This window comes from Stieleria mannarensis (assembly GCF_014154935.1).
Classification (GTDB): domain Bacteria; phylum Planctomycetota; class Planctomycetia; order Pirellulales; family Pirellulaceae; genus Stieleria; species Stieleria mannarensis.
Genome location: NZ_JACEHH010000002.1, coordinates 99692 through 116978 on the forward strand (window position 1 = coordinate 99692; position 17287 = coordinate 116978).

Consider the following 17287-nt stretch of genomic DNA (forward strand, 5'->3'; position numbering starts at 1 on the left):
ACTGATCTAGAGAATAGTTGCCGCCGATTCTGGTCGCAAGTTCGACCCGCTGATCTGGTAAACTAATCGGCTGGCATTCTTCTCCAGGGACTTTCCGCAATTTCCAGGGAATCCGAGCATTTTGAGTGACAGCAGCATGACCTTGCCGCCGCACGGCGACGATTCCGCCTCCGGCAGCCTGTCGATGAACGGGGGGGCGGCACGAAAGCACGATGCGTTTGTCCCCGCCGGTGGCATCGATGGCGGGTACCTGGTGACCCAATCCGCCGGCCGCTGGAGTGATGTTTTTCGGCTTTCGGCGCCCGCGCAAGTCATCCTGGGACGATCCAGCACCAACGACATTGCGATCCGCAGCGAACGGGCCAGCCGCCAACACGCCCGCGTTTGGTCGTCCCCCGAGGGCTGGATGATCGAGGATTTGGGCAGCCGCAACGGCACGTTCGTCTCGGGACGTCGGATCGATTCGCCGACCAAGCTGGCCGACGGCGACAAAATCGAAATCGCCGGGTACTCCCTCCAATTCGTGCACCAGATTCAATCGGCCGAGGGGCCCGCCGCCTCGCCGCTGCCGGCCGGTGCGACCGAGGATCACTTGACGTTGGCGATGGAGGCGGCGTCGATCACCGATCGTCGCGCCAAGAGCGAATACCTGCACCGCGACCTGCTGGAAACCAAGCCGTTTCGCGCCGCGGGCAAAGATGCCGGAGCCAAAGATGCCGGAGCCAAAGACGCATCGGCGGAGACCGAAACGGCGCGGGCGACGCTGCTGCAGTTAGCATTCGAATTGGCCGGTGCCGAGTCGGCCGCCCAAGCGATCGAACTGGTTTTGGATCGTCTGGCCGCTTCGATTCCCTTCCGCAGCGCCGGGGCCTTCGTCGTCAAAACGAAATCACAGAAATCGTCCGGCAACACTTCGGCGGCCGATTCCTCGAACTTGGTTTTAGTGGCCACGCGTCATGCAAACGATTCGGCGCTCGGATCGAGCAGCTACCGGCGTCCGGCAGACACCGCGATTGCCAGCGTGATCGGGCCGGACGGGCAAGCGATCTTGGCCCGGAACGTCGCCGGCGACCGAACGTTGGCGACCGAAAACAGCCGCGGCGAAATCGATGCGGTCAGCATGATCTTGGCACCGGTCAAAGATCGCGAAGAAAAGGTGCTGGGGATGTTGCACCTGCTGACGACTGACAAAGAAACCGTGTTTTCGCCGCGCGATCTGGAGTTCGTGTTGGCGGTCGCGGAGATTCTGGCTGAGTCGTTGCGCAACCTGCGTGTCCGCGGGAAACTGGATCGTTCGCTCCGTCGATCCCAACGCCAAATCCAGACGCTGCAAAAACAGATCGGCGGCAAAGTTCAGATCGTCGGGCAAAGCGATGCGGTCCGCGACATCATTGAAAAGATCGCCCTGGTGGCGCCGACCAACGCGACGGTGTTGGTGCGTGGTGAGTCCGGGGTTGGCAAAGAATTGGTGGCTTCGGCAATCCACCATGCCAGCGGACGCGCGTCGGCGCCGCTGGTTTGTATGAACTGTGCCGCACTGTCGCCCTCCTTGCTGGAAAGCGAATTGTTCGGCCACGAGAAGGGCGCGTTTACCGGCGCGACCGATCGCAAGCAGGGCAAGTTCGAAGCGGCCGATGGTGGCACGTTAATGTTGGACGAAATCGGCGAGATGGATGCGGAGATCCAAGCCAAGTTCTTGCGCGTGTTGGAAGGTCATCCGTTTGAACGTGTCGGGGGGCAAAGTCCGATCAAAGTCGACGTGCGGGTGGTCGCGGCGACCAACCGTGATCTACAAGCGATGGTAGCCGAAGGCAAGTTTCGCCAAGACCTGTTCTATCGCTTGCATGTGGTCGAAATCCTGGTGCCACCGCTACGCAGCCGCGGCAGCGATATCCTGCTGTTGGCCGAGCATTTTCTGGCTCAGTTTAACGAACAGATGGGACGGCGAATCACGACGATCACCGAGCCAGCGCGACGGATGTTGTTGGATTACCGTTGGCCGGGGAACATCCGTGAATTGCGTAACGTGATCGAACGCGCGGTCGTACTGAATGCGGGAACGACGATCGACGCCGAGCACCTGTTGCTGACGCCGGCGATGTCGGCTGGGAAAGGGGACGCCGATTCTGCGACCGCGAATTCGCCCGTGGAGATTTCCCTGGCCGACCTGGAGCGTTCCCACATCGAACGCGTGCTCCGCCACACCGACGGCAACAAGAGCCGAGCCGCCTCGATCCTGGGCATCGAACGAAGCACGCTGGATCGCAAGCTCAAGAAATTCAACCGAGAATCGTAGCCCCGGTGGGATCGGCTTCCAGCCTGTCATCGCCAAGAGCCGTGTGTCTCAGAGTGAAGGCAGAATGATACGGGGCAGAATGATGTGATAGATGCTGGTCCGTCTTCATCATTCTGCCCCGCATCATTCTGCCATCCTTCTCCTGTCGATTCGCCAATTTGGTGCCACCCATCTATCGCACTCCAGCACCAACTGAGCGACTGCTAGCAAATCCAACCCTGGGCTGCACTCAGCTTCTCTGCTAGCAAACAAGATGATGGATGGCACCAATTGAGAGCGAGATGGTGGATGGCACCAATTGAAAGCGGGTGGCACCAATTGGCGGCACGCGGAAATAGGACCAATGGGACGTAGAGGACCAATAGGACGCTGCCGGATATTCAACCACGTGGCCAGTCACATTTGTCCCCTAGGTCACATAGGTCCTATCTCCCCTGGCTTCACGCGTGGGGCGTCGCCCGGCGCGTGATTGGTGGGTGGCACCAATTGGAATGGCAATTGGTCAAAAAATGGAGTGGTCAAAAAATGGGAGGCCGCGTTTGCTGGCACCCGCCTTACTAGGGCCTTCGATTTTTTGACCAGCAAATCTTTTGACCAACCGTCATCAAATACTCACTCGACCGAGTCGACGGCGGATTTGAGGGTTCCGCCACTGGTCAGGGTGATGGTCTTGTCGCCGATCTTGATCTTCACGCGGTCGGCGTCGATCGATTCGACGACGCCACGCACGCTGCCGATTTCGAACTCGTCGCCGACGCGCAACTTGAGTGTCGTGCCACGCGTGCGGACGTTCATCCAGGCGGTCCAGTCGTCGGCACCCTGCACCAATCCGGTCAGGTAGGTCTGCTTGGCATCGTCAAACTCCAGCGGCGGCTTTTCCGGTGGCGGCGGCGGCGGCGGATCGACCACCTTCACCAACAACGTCTCCTCAACCGTTCGCCTCGGATAACCGTCGTCGGTCGCGCGCACCTTGATGTCAAACTCCGTCAGCTCGTCCGAACTGACTCGCAGGGTTCCGCTGCGCTGGTCGATCGAAATGTTCTCCGGCGGATCGACCAACTCATACGACAATCGGTGCTGTTCGGCATCCTTGAAAACCAACGAAACCGATTCGCTGCGTCCCTTGGTGACTTCGATGGTTTTGCTGCCGCCGTAGCTCGGCGGGCGGTTGGGCGGCTCGAACAGGTTGCGGTTCAAGATCGGTTCGCTGTAGGCCAACGCATCGGGGTCGACACGCCAGGCATCGGTTTCGGGGGGCTTGGCATCGACCGGCGCGTTCCTCAACGAAGCGACTTCGATCGTCATGCTGATCGTGAACCCCGACTCGGTCTTTGAAGGTTTGAGGTCGAATTCGCGAATCCGATGCAGGTAGTCCTTGGACTGGATCTCGTGCATGAAGTCGAAAATCTCGGGCGCCTCGGCACGCCCGGTCAGCAGAAACGTCATCTGTTGATAGAGGTCACCAATCGGTGCGGTCCGCCCGCTGTCGATCTTGGCGTCTTGGATGTTGTGAGTCTCCACGACATCGAATAACCAACTTTGGTAATCACTGCGGGCCCGTTCGACGTCACTGGAGACCGATCGCACCAGATACTCGCCCATCTGGCGATCGGCCAGCGCACCCTGGTTGCGTTTCTCGGCAAGTTGAACCTGTCGCTCCTGCAGCGATTCGTATTGCGTACGTCGCTGCTTGATCGCGGTCTTGTACTTGGTGAATCCCCACTGGCCGAGACCCAGGACGAACAGCCCGCCGACCAGAATCGCTAGTACTCGTTCACGTTGGTTCATGCTTGGACCTCCGCCGATTCGGTGGCGTTTTCAGGTGTTTCCTGCTCGGAAGATTCTGCTTCTGCGGGCGTTTCGTCTGCCGGCGCCGACTCGGCAGGCGGTTCTGTGTCGGCGGCATCGGTTTCAGATTCCGCTTGCAGCATTTGCTCTGTCATCCGCGAGTATCGTGTGTTGCGCACCGTTTCCCCGGAGACCGCGACAGATTCGGTGAAGGTCCACGAGTAGGCGTCTTGGTCCTTTTGTTCTTGCGATCCCTTGCCGACGACGGCGTGAGTTTCGTCGCGGAGCGATGCTTCCAATTCGTCGATCACGCCGGGTTCGGTGACGGCGCCGACGACCCGCAGCGTGCCGCCACCGCCGCGAATGTTGGCGGTTCCCGAGATGTTACGGACAATCATCTTGTCACTCGGCGGTGCCTTTTCGGCCAACCGCCGAATCTCATCAAGCCAGTTGACATCGGCGTCCAGGAACTGGTCGATGGTTTCGGTTCTCGCGATGCTCTCATCGGCCGCTTCGGACGAAGGCAACAACAAGTTGACTTCGTTGGTTGCGTTTGTGATCTTTCGATCCCACTCGGCAAATTGACGATAGATAAAGAACCCGATCAAGAAGACCGCGGCGATCGGTCCGGCGATCATCAGGATGCGGCGCACGCGATCCGGTTCGACTTCCGGCTTCTTGCGTGGGTTCAGAAAATCGATCAGGGTTTCCGGAGCCGTTTCGTCGCTGGCGAGCAATCCGACCAGGGGCGCGAGTCGGCCGACATGTTCGGGAAGCGCCTCGCGATCGATCTGCAATCCGACCAGATCAAACGGGTTGACCGCTTGGACGTCTTCGCAATTGATCGTGTTCTTGATCGCGGCGATGTCGCCGGCGTGCACACCGCTCGTGCCCCAGACCACGATGCGGTCCGGTGTGGAGGTTTCACCGCACGCCACCATCGTGCGGTGTAGCTCACTGGCGATCGCGCCGCTGCGATGTCGTTCCTCCGAGGGCAAACGCACCGTTCGAACAAAGATCACTTTGCCGTCGCGGGCGATCACAATTTCCGCGTCGTCGGTCAGCAGGTCGATCATCACACAGATCGATGGCTGCTTTTGCGTTCGCAGGTACAGTGACGCGGCGGTCAAGGGACGCAGCGCGATCCGTTTGGGCAACAGTTCCGATGTCGAACAAAGCTCGCGAACCTTGTCCATTTCCGCCGGTGCGACGGCTGCGGCGATCAACGTGTGGTTTTCGTTGGTGCGACGGGTCACCAAAAAGTCGACGATCGCGCGCTCGCTGGCGGAGGCAAAACTGCGGATCGCCTGGAATCGCACCATGTCCGGTAACTCGTCCTCGGGCACCGGTGGCAGTTGCAACTCGCGCAACTCCGCCTTGCCGCGGCCGATCGCCACCAGCGTTTCTGTCTTTTGCAGATTCTCGCTTGTGATGTAGCCGCGCAGTTTCTCCGACACCGAACCGTTTTCGGGGATCGGAATGACCTGGGCGTCGGTCACCTGCACCTTGGAACCGCTGCAGTTGGCGACGACGATCCGCAATTCGCGATCGTCATAGTCGAGGGCTATTCGTTTAGGCATGGTGATAGTCTAGTCGGAGAATGTCTGAGGGCATGGTTTGCGTCGGGGAGGATTGCTGGCGGAAAGGTTGTTCGATTGGCCGATCGCTGTTGGGCGACTGTTCGGCCGCCATCTACTGCTGGGGGACAGGCTCATCGCCGGCGACCGCGGCGACGTTGCGGATGCCCAGGACGGAGACGTCGAACGCCCGCCCGAGATGGCTGAGGTCGCGGTAGGAGACGATTTTGGGATTCACGGTGGTCGCGTCGATGATCACTTCTTGGCGGTGGGCCAGGCCGGTCGATTCGAAGTAGCCGACGATCTGAGCCCGATAGACGTCGCCGCCGCCGGTCAACAGCGGCACCAGGTTTCTCATCTCCGACAACGTCACGATGCCCTCGACCATCAACCAAGTCTCGTAGAGTCGATTTTCGTCGTCCGATTCGGTGCCGCGGGCTTCCAGAATCGCACCGACTTGTTCTTCGGTCAAAAACGGAATGCCGTAAAGCAGTTCGGCGGGACATTCATTGACGTTGATCCGGCCGGGCATCGCCGGAGTATCGCTGGTGACCAGTTTGTCCATGATCAGCGGCAGATAGACGCCGGCGGTCAACAGATCAAAGGGGCTGCGGTAGGTTACCGCGTTGTCACCTCCACCGACCGTGACGGTGGCGTCGATCAGGTCCAACACCTGGTTGAACTGAATGCTTCCGCCGGCCGACAAGTCAAAGTTTTCCATCAGGTCGGCCGTCCAAACGCCGCCGTCGGATCCCGTTTCCGTTTCCACGTCTCCGCCGGGAACAGCGGCCGCCGAAGTTGACGGGGCGCCGGACATCCGGTAGGCACAAATAAAACTGGCGTAGACCTCGTCACCGAGCACCTCGTTCAGGTCCTCGTACAGGATTTCCAAGTCGTCGGAATTGATGTTCACGCGGAACGATCCGTCTCGCTGCCGGTTCGCTTCTTGGCCGTGGATGGTGAAGTACGCCGCCAGACCGAGCGCGCCGGGCGTGTCGACGCTGACGTTAAAACGTTGTTGTTCGTCCGGGTCCAACATCCCGTTTCGGTTGCTGTCGGCACCGAACAACAGGGTCGGAGTCATGCCGGCGACCAACAGCAATTCTTCCACGCTGTTGATCGGACCGTTGGTCGGTTCATAGGGCGTCGGCAGACCACTGTAATATTCCAGTTCCGCACCGTAGGGCCGGACCTCGTCGTCCTCATCCAGCCAATCCAGGATCGAATCGGCGATCTCCTCGGTCATCCCCGGCAACGCCAATAGCAATGCGGTGGCGATGCTGTCGGGCAGCTCCCCCGCCGCGTCCTCCTCGGACATCAAACTGAGCGCTGCCATCAAGCCGTCGGAGTTTTCGTCCAGAACCGTCAGCGTGTTCAAGTTCAACCGCGCCGATTCGTCTTGCAGCCCGAAGCGGATTCCGCTGAGCATGCCGTTTTCGTTCAGGTCCGGCGCGGGGACGGAGAAGTCACACACGTTGGCCGGGTCTTGATTGGAAACCGCGACCGCCTGAAACAAATTGGGGTTGTTGTACACGCCCCCCATTTCGTCCCGCATCATCTTGGGTTGAGCCAAGATCAAACGAATCGCCTCGGCCCCCGAGTCGGCCGCCACCCGTGCTCGGACCAGATCGCCTGACAAGTACGCGGCGTCATCATAGGCGACCATCACGCCGGTAAACGAGTAAACCGACAGCGTGGCGACGACGACGACCAGCAAGACCAACACCAGGAAAAAACCGCGCCGCCGGCGCGGCGTTCGTTTCGACAATGAATTTCGCTTCGCCAATGAATCGAATGCTGACATCACAGACCGGCCCCCGAGAGATCCTCTTCCTCTTCTTCTTCGATTGGTTTGGCCATCGGCAGCCGGACGACGTGCGAGAACAGTCGCGGTTCTTGTTCACTTTCGGGGACCAAGGGATCCAGCATCGCCATTTGGATCTTCACGGCCAAGGGAAGCTCGCCGAATTCATCGCTGTTCCATTCGATTTGCCAGGTCACGCCGTCCCAGTAAGAAAACTCGATGCCGGTGACTTCCGGGGCGAGCAATTCGCCGGTTTGCCCGAGCGCCGAAAGGTTGCCCGAGGTCGACGCGAAGGTGGTTGCCGAGCGATCCAGCACGCGGCGGACCAAGCCGCCGCCGGTCGACTCGGTGGCGTCCAGCTTGGCCAGCGTGTCATCGATCCCGACGGCATCGGATGCTTGGACGTAGTAGGTCACGGTTTTCAGATCGCTGGGCAAATCGGCCAGGTTGCCCGGATCGACGTCCATCAACACGGTGTACTCTTCCAGGCGGGGCAGCCGACTCGTGTCGATTTGCAGTTGGTATTGGTCGCCGATCAATCCGGGGGTTTGCAGCACCGCGACGCCGGAGACCGACGTGACGACATCCTCTTCCAACGCCGGATCTTCCATACCGGCGGCCTCGGCGGCACCCGGATCACCGCCGGTGTTGCCGCCGCCGGTGGCGGATGAAGCGGTGCTGGCCAACAGGGTTTCAAGCGCGCTGGTGTCCAGCGGGACCGGATGCAGCGACGCCCGCAAGTCGTCTTCGATCATTTGCATCACCGCCGAAGCCAACATGGTCCGCCGCATGTCTTGATCGCTGGAATCCATTTCAACGGCGTAGAACCGAAACGCGGCGTTGACCAGCGTCATCAGCACGACGGCCAACGAAAGCGTCAGAAACAGTTCCAGCAGGGTGAAGCCGTGTCGGCATCGGCGACATGGTACCCAGCGCGATCGGTTCGACGAGATTCGAGTGGTGTGACCGACCCTCATGCGACCGGCTCCTCGCCGCCGCTGGCGATTTCTTCACGCAGCGCCTCTTCTTCCGCCTCGGCCTCCTCCAGCCCCAGCGCGGGATCGATCACCCAGCGGTCGAGCGCGAACGCGGCGAGTTGTTCACTGCCGTCACCGGCGCGGGCGATGACGCTGACGCGGAGCGAAAGCAGGCCGTCCAGCTGTCCCGGCAAGATCTCGACCGAATAGACGTAGGTTTCCGTCGACGCACTATCGAACGATTCGGCCGGCGCCTCGATGATCGTCGTCGGGGTTTGCCCGGCCTGCATGTTCAACAACAATTCGCTTAGTTTTGTTTGGCAGATCATCCTGGCCGTCGCCAGCGCGCGGGCTTCGCGGGCGGCGCTGACTCCGGTCCCGGCGATTTGTGCCAGGATTGCCAAACTGCTGCCCAAGATGGCCAGTGCCAACAGCATTTCCAACAGCGAAAATGCGCGTCGGCGTTGAGGAGGCGTCTGTTTGAGCGGGTGGGATCGCATTACTGATTCGGCCCCACTTCGCTGATTGTGACGTCACCGGTGATCCCGCGCAGCTTGACGGTGATCTGGCCGTGTTCGGGATGTGACAGGACGACCGCGGCGGTGCTGGTCGTCCCGTCGGGATAGAACAGAATCGGTTGGCTGTAGCCTTCGGCCTGGTTGCTCATCGTCGCCTGCTGGATTTCCATCGCGCGGGCCGCCGAGACGACCGACACGCTTTTAACCACCACGTCGTCGGGCAATTCCAACTGACGGATTTCTGATTCATCCTGGACCGCGGGCACGACCTGACCCTGTTCGGCTCCGGACAACATCGCCGATTGGGTGCCTGTTTGGTCGATCGCGTTGACCGAGTCGGCCATGGAAAAGTAGGGTTGCACGCGGAGTTGCCCGGATTCCAGCATCGCGTCGACCATCAAGATCCGACCTTGTCGCATCGCGTCGACGCGAGCCAGGATCAATTCTTCGCGGATCAATTTGGCGCCGCGAACGATCCGCCGGTCGCCCAACAACCAGGCGACTTGCGGGAGTACGATCGACGCCAGCACCGACATGATCGCCAGGACCAATAACAGCTCCAGCAGCGTAAAACCGCGTCGTCGTTCGCTCGTGCGATCACTGTCTGCCATCAACATTTTCTACGAGTGCTGTCGGATCGTGATCGTCGTGGATCATCACTGTTGCGGCAGGCGTCTTACGGGGTGACGACGATGTCGTCTTCGGTGTTCTTCTGGCCGTCGATGCCGGCGCTGCGAAGTTCGTAGCTGTTGCCGTTGACGCTGAAGTCGATTTCATTGCCCCAGGCGTCTTTGGGGATTTCGGTGATGATCGGCGCAACCCACTTCGCCTTCTTGGCCGCGTCGGAAGGCCCGTCGCGCAGTTCTTCCAAGGATTGCGGCAGGCTGTTCATGCGGATCTGGAACATATCGATGTTGGACTTCAACATCTTCAATTGGGCCTCGGTGGCGTCGGCGTTGGCCGCTTGGCCGGTCCCGACCACGTTGACCGCGACAATACCGCCTAGCACGACCAGGATCGCGAGCACCAGCAACAGTTCCAGCAGCGTGAACGCATGACGGGCGGCGCGGCGATGTCGACGACGACGATTGGAAGCGGCCGGGAGAGACGAAGGACGTGGCATGGATCGAATTTGCATGAGTTGTGGGATTGTTCCGGAAGGGGAAAGGCCGATCGCCGGAGGGAGCATCGATGGCTTGGCGGCGATCGCTGCCCGTTGGTATTGCTGGCGGAGTGTTCGAGGGGGGGACCCCTGGTCAATCTCTCCGAGTCAGCGGGCCTGAGCAAGTCCGGCGGGCCTGAGCAAGTCAGCGGGCCTTTGGACGAGCGGTTGGGCTCGTGACCGGTGATCTGGCCGGGGCACCGCAGCCGACCAGCCTCACGGGGCGACCGTTTGCGGCACTTCCTATCTTAACCGCTCGCCCGGCCAAAGGTTCCGCCATTGTGTCTCAATTCGTCGGCTCATGAAGTAGGTGGGATTGGACTAGCGCCATCGGCCCACGATTGTTTCGGTTGCGATTAAGATCGACAGCTCGCTGGCGAGTGTCGCTGCGGCTCGGGTGGGTGGCCGGGGTTCCGCTAACGGGCGGGTGTCGCGACGACGGGACAACCCAGAAGGGATGTCCTCCGGGGGCATGGGCGGTGTCACGAGGCACCGATGCACCTAAAAAAGCGGAATCGCCGATTCGCTGGCCGACCCGGTTGTCGCCGATTACCGTAGGAAACATGCGTCTGGGCCGGATGTCTCGACCGCACGGGGCGATAAAACCCGTCCTGTCGGACCGGGAAGCTCGGTGTTTCTGGCACAGAAACGCTAGAATGACGCAGACTAGTGAATATTCTGTGGGTGGAAATCTTGCCGATGGGCGCCGTCTTTTGGACATCGCCGGTCGGCCAGCGGCTCGTCCATCCACTCCGTTTCTCCCGTCCTCTCCACTTATCGCTCGGAATTTTGCCATGGCGGCACGCGACGATTCAGTCATTCGCGGCAGCTTAATCACTTGTTTGATTCTGCTGGTCCTCTCTCTTGCCCTGAACTTCATCCTCTGGAGTTGGGGGAGCGGTCAGGCCGAAGAACGGACGACCATCGCCGGCCGCTTGACCGATGTTCAAAACGGTCTGCGAGCCGCCGAGGAGAAGAACATCACGATGATGGAAATGCTGGGCGCTGAGCAGATGACCCAGGACAAGTTCGATTCGTTCGCCAATAGCAGCAGCGGTGACGCCCAATTCGATACGTTGACCACCCAGTTCTACAACGACATGCAGGTGTTCGGCCAGGACGTCGGCATCCAGGATCGTCATTACGGCGCGTTGGTCGACTACTTCATGAACGCCATTCGCGACCGAAACGAACAATATGGTGTCGCCCGCGATGACGCCAACAAGATCCGCGCCCAAGCGGCCACGGACGTCGAAACCGCCCGCGCAGCTCAGGCCAAGGCCGAAGAGGAGCGAGAGAATCTGGCCAAGCAGTTGGAAGACGAACGGACTCAATTCACCGCCTACCGCAACGACATGCTGACCAAAATGGAACGTGCCAAGGACAGCAAGACCAAGAGCGAGCGCGAACTGCAAGAGTTGCAACGCAAGGCCGGACTGGAACGTAACCAACTGGTCCAACAGACCCAGACCCTGGAAAACACGATCGAAACCCAGAAATTGGAGCTAAACAAGCTTCGCGGTGGCCGCTTCGAAACCGTCCAAGGTGAAATCCGCTACGTCTTGCGAGGCGGCAAGATCGTCTCGATTAACCTCGGATCGGCCGACGCGTTGCGGCCGGGAATCACCTTCGGCGTGATCGATCGTGACGACACCACTCGGCTGCAAGATGCGGACATCAAAGCGTCCATCCAAGTGACCAAGATCCTCGGCCCGCACTTGGCAGAGGCTCGCGTGGTGGCGATGCCGCAAGTCGGCAATCCGATCATCGAAGGCGACGCCGTCTACTCGCCCTTCTGGGCTCCCGGACGGACGGTGCGGATCGCGCTGGCCGGTGGCATCGATATCGATGACGACGGTCGTCCGGACAACGACATTCTGGAAGGCATGATCAAGGCCGCGGGGGCGGAAATCGCCGACAACGGTGAACGAACCGGACGCATTGATCCCGGCGTTCGCTTCCTGGTCGTCGGTGAATCGCCGAAAATCGAAGGCCGCGACGAGGACGCTGCCGCAGCCGAATTGGCCGCGCTCGGGGAAGCCAAACAGCGAGCGACCGAAGCCGGGGTCACGGTGATTCCCGCTTGGAAGCTGCAGTCCTACCTCAAGACGCTGGATGATTCGTTGACCACACCGCTCGGCTCGGCCGTGCGTGCCGAAGACTGGCAACCCGAACCCGTGCCGGGCCCCCCACGCCGCCGACCGGTCAACCTGCCGGAGATGTACAAGAATCAAAAGCAAAACGTTCAACGGACCAACGAGATCGTCAATCCGTAGGTCGTTTCGCATCGGGCAAACGTAGCTACCTTCGCCAGAAGGTGGATTCCCAGTATTTTTCCACGCTCGCCGCGCGCTTCGTGACGCCTAGCTTTCTGGGGTTTTGGGATCGACGTGTTGGGATTGGTGTTATCGCCAATCCCATTTTTTTTTCCTCGTCGATCCGCGCCGGCCGCTCTTATCGGACCGTTGGACGACGTTAAACTGGTGGCGTTGTATCGTTCCTATTCGAGGTGCCATCATGACGACCCGTCTATTCCATCTGTCACTCGCGTTCCTGGTTTTGGGGGTCATCGATTCGGTGGCAGTCTCGCCTGCCCCGGCATGCGGAGACGAACCGACTCAGCGCGAGACCCGCTTGGCAGCCTACTTGAGCGGGACGCAGTTCATCGGCAAGTTCACCGTCGACGGGAAAGACGGCACGCCGAAGACGGAAACCTACACGATCAAATCCTGTGAAAAACTGCCCGCCGCGGATCTGTATCGCTTGACCGCGCGGATCAAGTACGGCAACGTCGACCAGGAATTGCCGATGGATTTGAAGATCCTTTGGTCCGGCAACACGCCGGTGATCACGTTGGATTCGCTTTGGATTCCCGGCATGGGGACCTTCGACGCAAGGGTCTTGATCCAAGCCGGCCCCGATGCCGCGCGCTACGCCGGGACGTGGCAGCACGGTGAACACGGCGGCCACCTGTTCGGGAAGATCGTCCCTCTTGAGGACAACGCTTCCGGACCGGGTTCGGAAAGCGAAAACGCAGCACCCTAAAACGCAGAAAACTAAGTCGACGTGCTTGCGTTGATCGATTCAAACAACCTGGGCAAAAACTCTTGGCTAACTGGTACGACCACCCCCAATATTTCGACATGCTGTTTCGGGAAGAAACGCCGGTCGAAGTCGCGTTCTTTGAAGAAGCCTTCCAACGCTATGCCGACCGCCGCGTGCGGCGTGTGTTTGAACCCGGTTGCGGCAGCGGACGGCTGGTCGTCGCGATGGCTGCCAAGGGCTACGACGCGACGGGCTTGGACCTGAGCGACGCGATGTTGAATTACATGCGCCGCAAGTTGAAGCGGCGTGGTTTGACCGCGACGTGCGTCAAGGGCGACATGACGCAGTTGGAATTCGACAAGCCCTTCGACGCCGCCTTTTGCACGTACAACACCTTTCGGCATCTGTTGACCGAAAAGGATGCGCTGGCCCACTTGCACAGCATGGCCGATTGTTTGGCCAGCGGCGGGATCTACATCTTGGGCATGCACTTGGTGCCCGAAGAAGACTACGAGGCGGTGGTCGAGCGTTTCAAAACGCGTCAAGCCGGCACGACGTTGTCGACGACGATCAGCGTGCCACACACCGACGCCCAAAAGCGATTGGAAACCTTGCGGGTCAAATTGCGAGCGGTCAAATCCAGTGGCGAAGTGATCCGCATTCAAAGCGAATTTCCACTTCGGCTGTACACGCCCACCCAGCTGAAACGGTTGTTCAAAAAGGTCAGCGATCGATTCGAGTTGGTCGAATCATTCGACTTTGCCTACGACATCGACGACCCGCTGCCGTTCGACAAAGAGTTGCTCGAAGGGCTGTTCGTGTTGCGGAAGATCGCCCCGTAGCGGAAGTCGGCAAGGTCTGCGACGCCCCGTGGGTGACCGCCCCTCCACTGCGAACTCTTGGCGGCTTGATGATTCTTCCGATACGCCAGGCCGAGCGGAATGGTGCCATCAAGCACGCGTAGGCACTCTCACTTCCAGAGGTCGTGCGGTTTTTATCTTTGATAGTCCAGGCGTTTACGCCTTCATCCTCCCTCGGGGAGGGTCGCGGAGGAGTAGGCGACGACGCGAGGAGGGTTGATCTGCGTTTCGATGTGATCCGAGGACGAAAGTTGGTTCGATGATTCACCGTTCGACCTCCCCTCGCTGCGCTCGACCCTCCTGCCAGGGAGGGTGAATTCCAAAAAACCGCACGACCTCTACGAGGGCGGGTGAAGGCCAAACGTCGCGTCTGGCATCGGCATCCTGGATTCGATTCAATCAACAGGCCGTTGGCGATCCTTCGCGATGGAAATTCATTCCCGCAGTTTTTCGTTGTTGCGGTGGCGGTCCTTGTCGCGTGAGGTTTTCTTTTCCAGGTTCGCTCGCAGCGCTTCGGTCAGGTCGATGCCGGATTGGTTGGCCAGGCAAATCGTGACGAACAACACGTCGGCCAATTCATCGGCCAACTCACCGGGCCGGTCGGTCGACTTGTAGGATTGTTCGCCGCAGGTTCGCGACAGGATCCTGGCGACTTCGCCGACTTCTTCGACCAGCTGAGCCAGATTGGTCAGTTCGTCGAAGTAGCGGACGCCAATGGTTTGAATCCAGCGGTCGACATCGTCTTGCGCTTGACGAAGCGTCAGCGAGGACGGGGCGTCGGACCGACTCATTGGGCCAGCAACAGATACGTGCCGCTTTTGCCGGCCACCGCGATGTCGACTTTGGAGTCCCCATTCAGGTCTTCGGCGACGATCTGCAGTCCACATCCGACGTGACCTTCGTCGATCGTATGACGTTGGAACGACTTGGATTCTTGATCCCAGGTGTAGTAGTACAGGCACGGCGGCTCGGTGCCACCGGGGTCACGGCTGTTGTGGGCGTAGTAGCGTTTCCCCGTGATCAGGTCTTTGTTGCCGTCGCCGTCCAGGTCGACCCAAGCCAGCGTGTGAGGCTGACTGTAGCTGGAATCGATTTCGTGAACGGTGAAGTCCAGCTTGCCGGTTTGCTTGTCCGGATCGGTTTGTTCCCACCAGGACAGCCCGTAATCGTGGCCTTTGCCGATGATCAAATCGCTGTCGCCGTCTTGATCCAGGTCGGTGACGATCATCGGCAGCGAGCTGTGCAGGTCCCAGTCGGCGTGGAAGGTCCAGGGTTGGCCCCAGGGATCGGATTGCGGTTGTTCGTACCAGCCTTGGCCGACCAGCACATCGGTTTTCCCGTCGCCGTTCAAATCACCGACGGCGACCCCGTGTCCGTTGGCCGACTCGCCCAGCATGTGTCCGGCCAGGGCATACTTGGCGGGCTGGCCCGATTTGGCGGCCGCCTTTTTCCCGCCGTTGGCGTTCGCCCCCAGCTTGCGATCGTCGGCCGCGGCGTCGTTGCCAGCGGGGCGATCGACCAGCCGATAGACCATCATCGGACAGTCCTTTTTCCAGCTATTGACGATCCATTCCGGACGCCCATCGCCGTCCAGGTCTTCAAATAACTGGCCTTCATTTTGCGACTTCTTGGTGTCCTTTAGCAGGTGTGCCGGCCATTGCTTTCCCAGCCGCAACGCCTCGTCGCCGGGATTTTCGTACCAGAAGACTTCGGTCGGCAGAAATGATCCGGCGATGACATCCAAACGTCCGTCGCCGTTGACGTCAAACAGGTAGTCGCCGTTGCTTTGGACGTATCCGTTCCAGTCGTCGATGTTGCGCAGTGGGCGTGCCGCCCAGTCGCCGCCCTTGTACCATTGGCGGCCGGCCACCAGGTCGGTCACCCCATCGCCGTCGACGTCACCGGCGGCGATCCCTTCGTTGGCATCCAGGGCGAGCATCCGCACCGTGAACTCGACCGGTTTGCCAGCATCGGCGTCGCTCCAGACGGCCGACGCGAGGGTGACGAGGATTGGAAGGGCGAGAAAGAGACGAACGGGCAACCGTGTGCTCATGGCGGGATTCGCAGCTGGGGAGAGGGGCGACAATTCAACAGGTACGGCGTTCCATACGCCTTTATTCTATCTTAGGCGGAAAACGCAACGGCACGCGACCGAGTGAAATCAGTTTACTAAGTCTGCCTTCGCCCCCCAGTCGGTTTGATCTCCCTGGACGCCGCAATCCAAAAATATCCAAAAACGCGAGGAAAAACGACAGAATGTTGCATCGCAATCCTAGGAAGTCGGGGCCGAATGCGGCATGATGTTAGCCGTCGCACGTCGACGCGCGTCGCCCCCCATCTGTCCTGAGAGTTTGCCGTGGATCCGATGATCGAATCAAGTGCCGTTGAAGTTGACGCGGAAAGCAATGTTCAAACGGCACGTCGGCGGGGCCCCAAAATGGATCGCGAGGTTTATACATCCAAACGTGGCGTGGCGTCGGCAGGAGAGCCCGCGTCGCAGGGGCTCGTTTCGCCCGATCGCACCTTGTACGCCGAGGACCTGACCGTCGGTGACGTCTGGACGACCGAGATGCGTCAGGTCACTGCGGACGACGTCCAAGAATTTGCGAATTTGACCGGCGACCACACAGGGCTGCATGGTGACCAGGGATCGGAGTCTCCCTACGGAAAACCGATCGCCCATGGTCTGTTGGGGCTGAGTATTCTGGCGGGGTTGGGGACCAATCACCCCAAGGCGTCCACGCTGGCGTTTGTTTCGGTCGAGGACTGGCGTTTTGTCGCCCCGGTCTTTCTGGGCGACCGCGTTCAAGCACGCAATGAAATTGTCGAAATCGAACCCCACGGCCGTCGCGCCGTGAAGGTGCGTTGGTTGCGGCAGTTGGTCAACGAAGCCGGCAGCGTCGTCCAAGAGGGCTACTTTGTCACGCTGGTTGCCTCCAACGCGCGCGGTCGTAAAAAGCCACGCTGAATCGCGATTGGTCGAGGTGCTGAGTCTGTTTTTCGCTTGTACGACGATCCCTTCCGGGCCGTCGTCCGTGGGACTCACCGCGACGACCTGGAAAAGACGTCGTACTGGGGGGCGTCCGTGGGAGTCGTCACGCGGCGCTGTCGGTGGCACGCGAACCCTGCTACCGCCAAACGGGTCTGGAGGGGCATCCGGTGGCGAGTCCCCGGGAGCTGGCAATGTTGAAATCTTGTCAAAAATCCTTTGGGATTTACCCTCAAAAGCCGTACAATCCGGCCGAAATGGTGCCAGTTTT

14 protein-coding genes are annotated in these 17287 nt (G+C 60.1%); 5 read left to right on the top strand and 9 right to left on the bottom strand.

Annotated elements, in window-relative coordinates; all coding sequences use genetic code 11:
- Window positions 1–121: 121 nt before the first annotated feature.
- Window positions 122–2296 (top strand): sigma 54-interacting transcriptional regulator, encoded by a 2175-nt coding sequence (locus H1B37_RS01700; protein ID WP_286177311.1) that lies wholly within the window; start codon window positions 122–124, stop codon window positions 2294–2296.
- A gap of 612 nt (window positions 2297–2908) precedes the next feature.
- On the opposite strand, the gene H1B37_RS01705 is transcribed toward H1B37_RS01700, so the two are convergent.
- The 7 genes from H1B37_RS01705 to H1B37_RS01735 form a co-directional block, all read right to left on the bottom strand.
- The gene (locus H1B37_RS01705; protein ID WP_182864884.1) at window positions 2909–4084 is read right to left on the bottom strand and encodes a cadherin repeat domain-containing protein; all 1176 of its coding nucleotides are present in this window, start codon (window positions 4082–4084) and stop codon (window positions 2909–2911) included.
- The gene (gene pilM / locus H1B37_RS01710) at window positions 4081–5664 is read right to left on the bottom strand and encodes a type IV pilus biogenesis protein PilM (protein ID WP_182864885.1); all 1584 of its coding nucleotides are present in this window, start codon (window positions 5662–5664) and stop codon (window positions 4081–4083) included. Before pilM ends, H1B37_RS01705 begins: the two co-directional genes overlap by 4 nt.
- Window positions 5665–5776: 112 nt before the next feature.
- The gene (locus H1B37_RS01715; protein WP_286177312.1) at window positions 5777–7429 is read right to left on the bottom strand and encodes a type II secretion system minor pseudopilin; all 1653 of its coding nucleotides are present in this window, start codon (window positions 7427–7429) and stop codon (window positions 5777–5779) included.
- A gap of 35 nt (window positions 7430–7464) precedes the next feature.
- A complete protein-coding gene (locus tag H1B37_RS01720) occupies window positions 7465–8442 on the bottom strand; it encodes an MlaD family protein (RefSeq protein ID WP_286177313.1) in 978 nt (325 codons plus the stop codon).
- The gene (locus H1B37_RS01725; protein WP_182864887.1) at window positions 8439–8942 is read right to left on the bottom strand and encodes a type II secretion system protein; all 504 of its coding nucleotides are present in this window, start codon (window positions 8940–8942) and stop codon (window positions 8439–8441) included. The genes H1B37_RS01720 and H1B37_RS01725 overlap by 4 nt, the downstream gene beginning before the upstream one ends.
- Window positions 8942–9571 carry a pilus assembly FimT family protein gene (locus tag H1B37_RS01730; protein ID WP_182864888.1) on the bottom strand — a complete coding sequence of 210 codons (630 nt, stop codon included), beginning with the start codon at window positions 9569–9571 and terminating at the stop codon, window positions 8942–8944. Before H1B37_RS01730 ends, H1B37_RS01725 begins: the two co-directional genes overlap by 1 nt.
- Before the next feature lie 65 nt (window positions 9572–9636).
- Window positions 9637–10083 (bottom strand): type II secretion system protein GspG, encoded by a 447-nt coding sequence (locus H1B37_RS01735; protein WP_286177314.1) that lies wholly within the window; start codon window positions 10081–10083, stop codon window positions 9637–9639.
- An 833-nt stretch (window positions 10084–10916) separates the two neighbouring features.
- Between H1B37_RS01735 and H1B37_RS01740 the strand changes: the two genes are divergently transcribed.
- The 3 genes from H1B37_RS01740 (at window position 10917) to H1B37_RS01750 (ending at window position 14009) form a co-directional block, all read left to right on the top strand.
- Window positions 10917–12398 carry a hypothetical protein gene (locus H1B37_RS01740; protein WP_182864890.1) on the top strand — a complete coding sequence of 494 codons (1482 nt, stop codon included), beginning with the start codon at window positions 10917–10919 and terminating at the stop codon, window positions 12396–12398.
- Between the two features lie 241 nt (window positions 12399–12639).
- Window positions 12640–13167 (top strand): hypothetical protein, encoded by a 528-nt coding sequence (locus H1B37_RS01745; protein WP_182864891.1) that lies wholly within the window; start codon window positions 12640–12642, stop codon window positions 13165–13167.
- Window positions 13168–13229: 62 nt separating this feature from the next.
- Entirely contained in the window at window positions 13230–14009 is a 780-nt protein-coding gene (locus tag H1B37_RS01750; RefSeq protein WP_182864892.1) for a class I SAM-dependent methyltransferase, read from the top strand.
- Window positions 14010–14461: 452 nt separating this feature from the next.
- Here H1B37_RS01750 and H1B37_RS01755 read toward each other — a convergent pair whose 3' ends face one another.
- Both H1B37_RS01755 and H1B37_RS01760 read right to left on the bottom strand, forming a co-directional pair.
- The gene (locus H1B37_RS01755; RefSeq protein ID WP_182864893.1) at window positions 14462–14818 is read right to left on the bottom strand and encodes a nucleotide pyrophosphohydrolase; all 357 of its coding nucleotides are present in this window, start codon (window positions 14816–14818) and stop codon (window positions 14462–14464) included.
- Window positions 14815–16080, bottom strand: coding sequence for an FG-GAP-like repeat-containing protein (locus tag H1B37_RS01760; RefSeq protein WP_182864894.1), 1266 nt, complete (start codon window positions 16078–16080; stop codon window positions 14815–14817). Before H1B37_RS01760 ends, H1B37_RS01755 begins: the two co-directional genes overlap by 4 nt.
- A gap of 312 nt (window positions 16081–16392) precedes the next feature.
- On the opposite strand from H1B37_RS01760, the gene H1B37_RS01765 reads away from it, so the two are divergent.
- Window positions 16393–16995: a MaoC family dehydratase gene (locus H1B37_RS01765; RefSeq protein WP_182864895.1), complete on the top strand. Its 603-nt coding sequence runs from the start codon at window positions 16393–16395 to the stop codon at window positions 16993–16995.
- Window positions 16996–17287 lie beyond the last annotated feature (292 nt).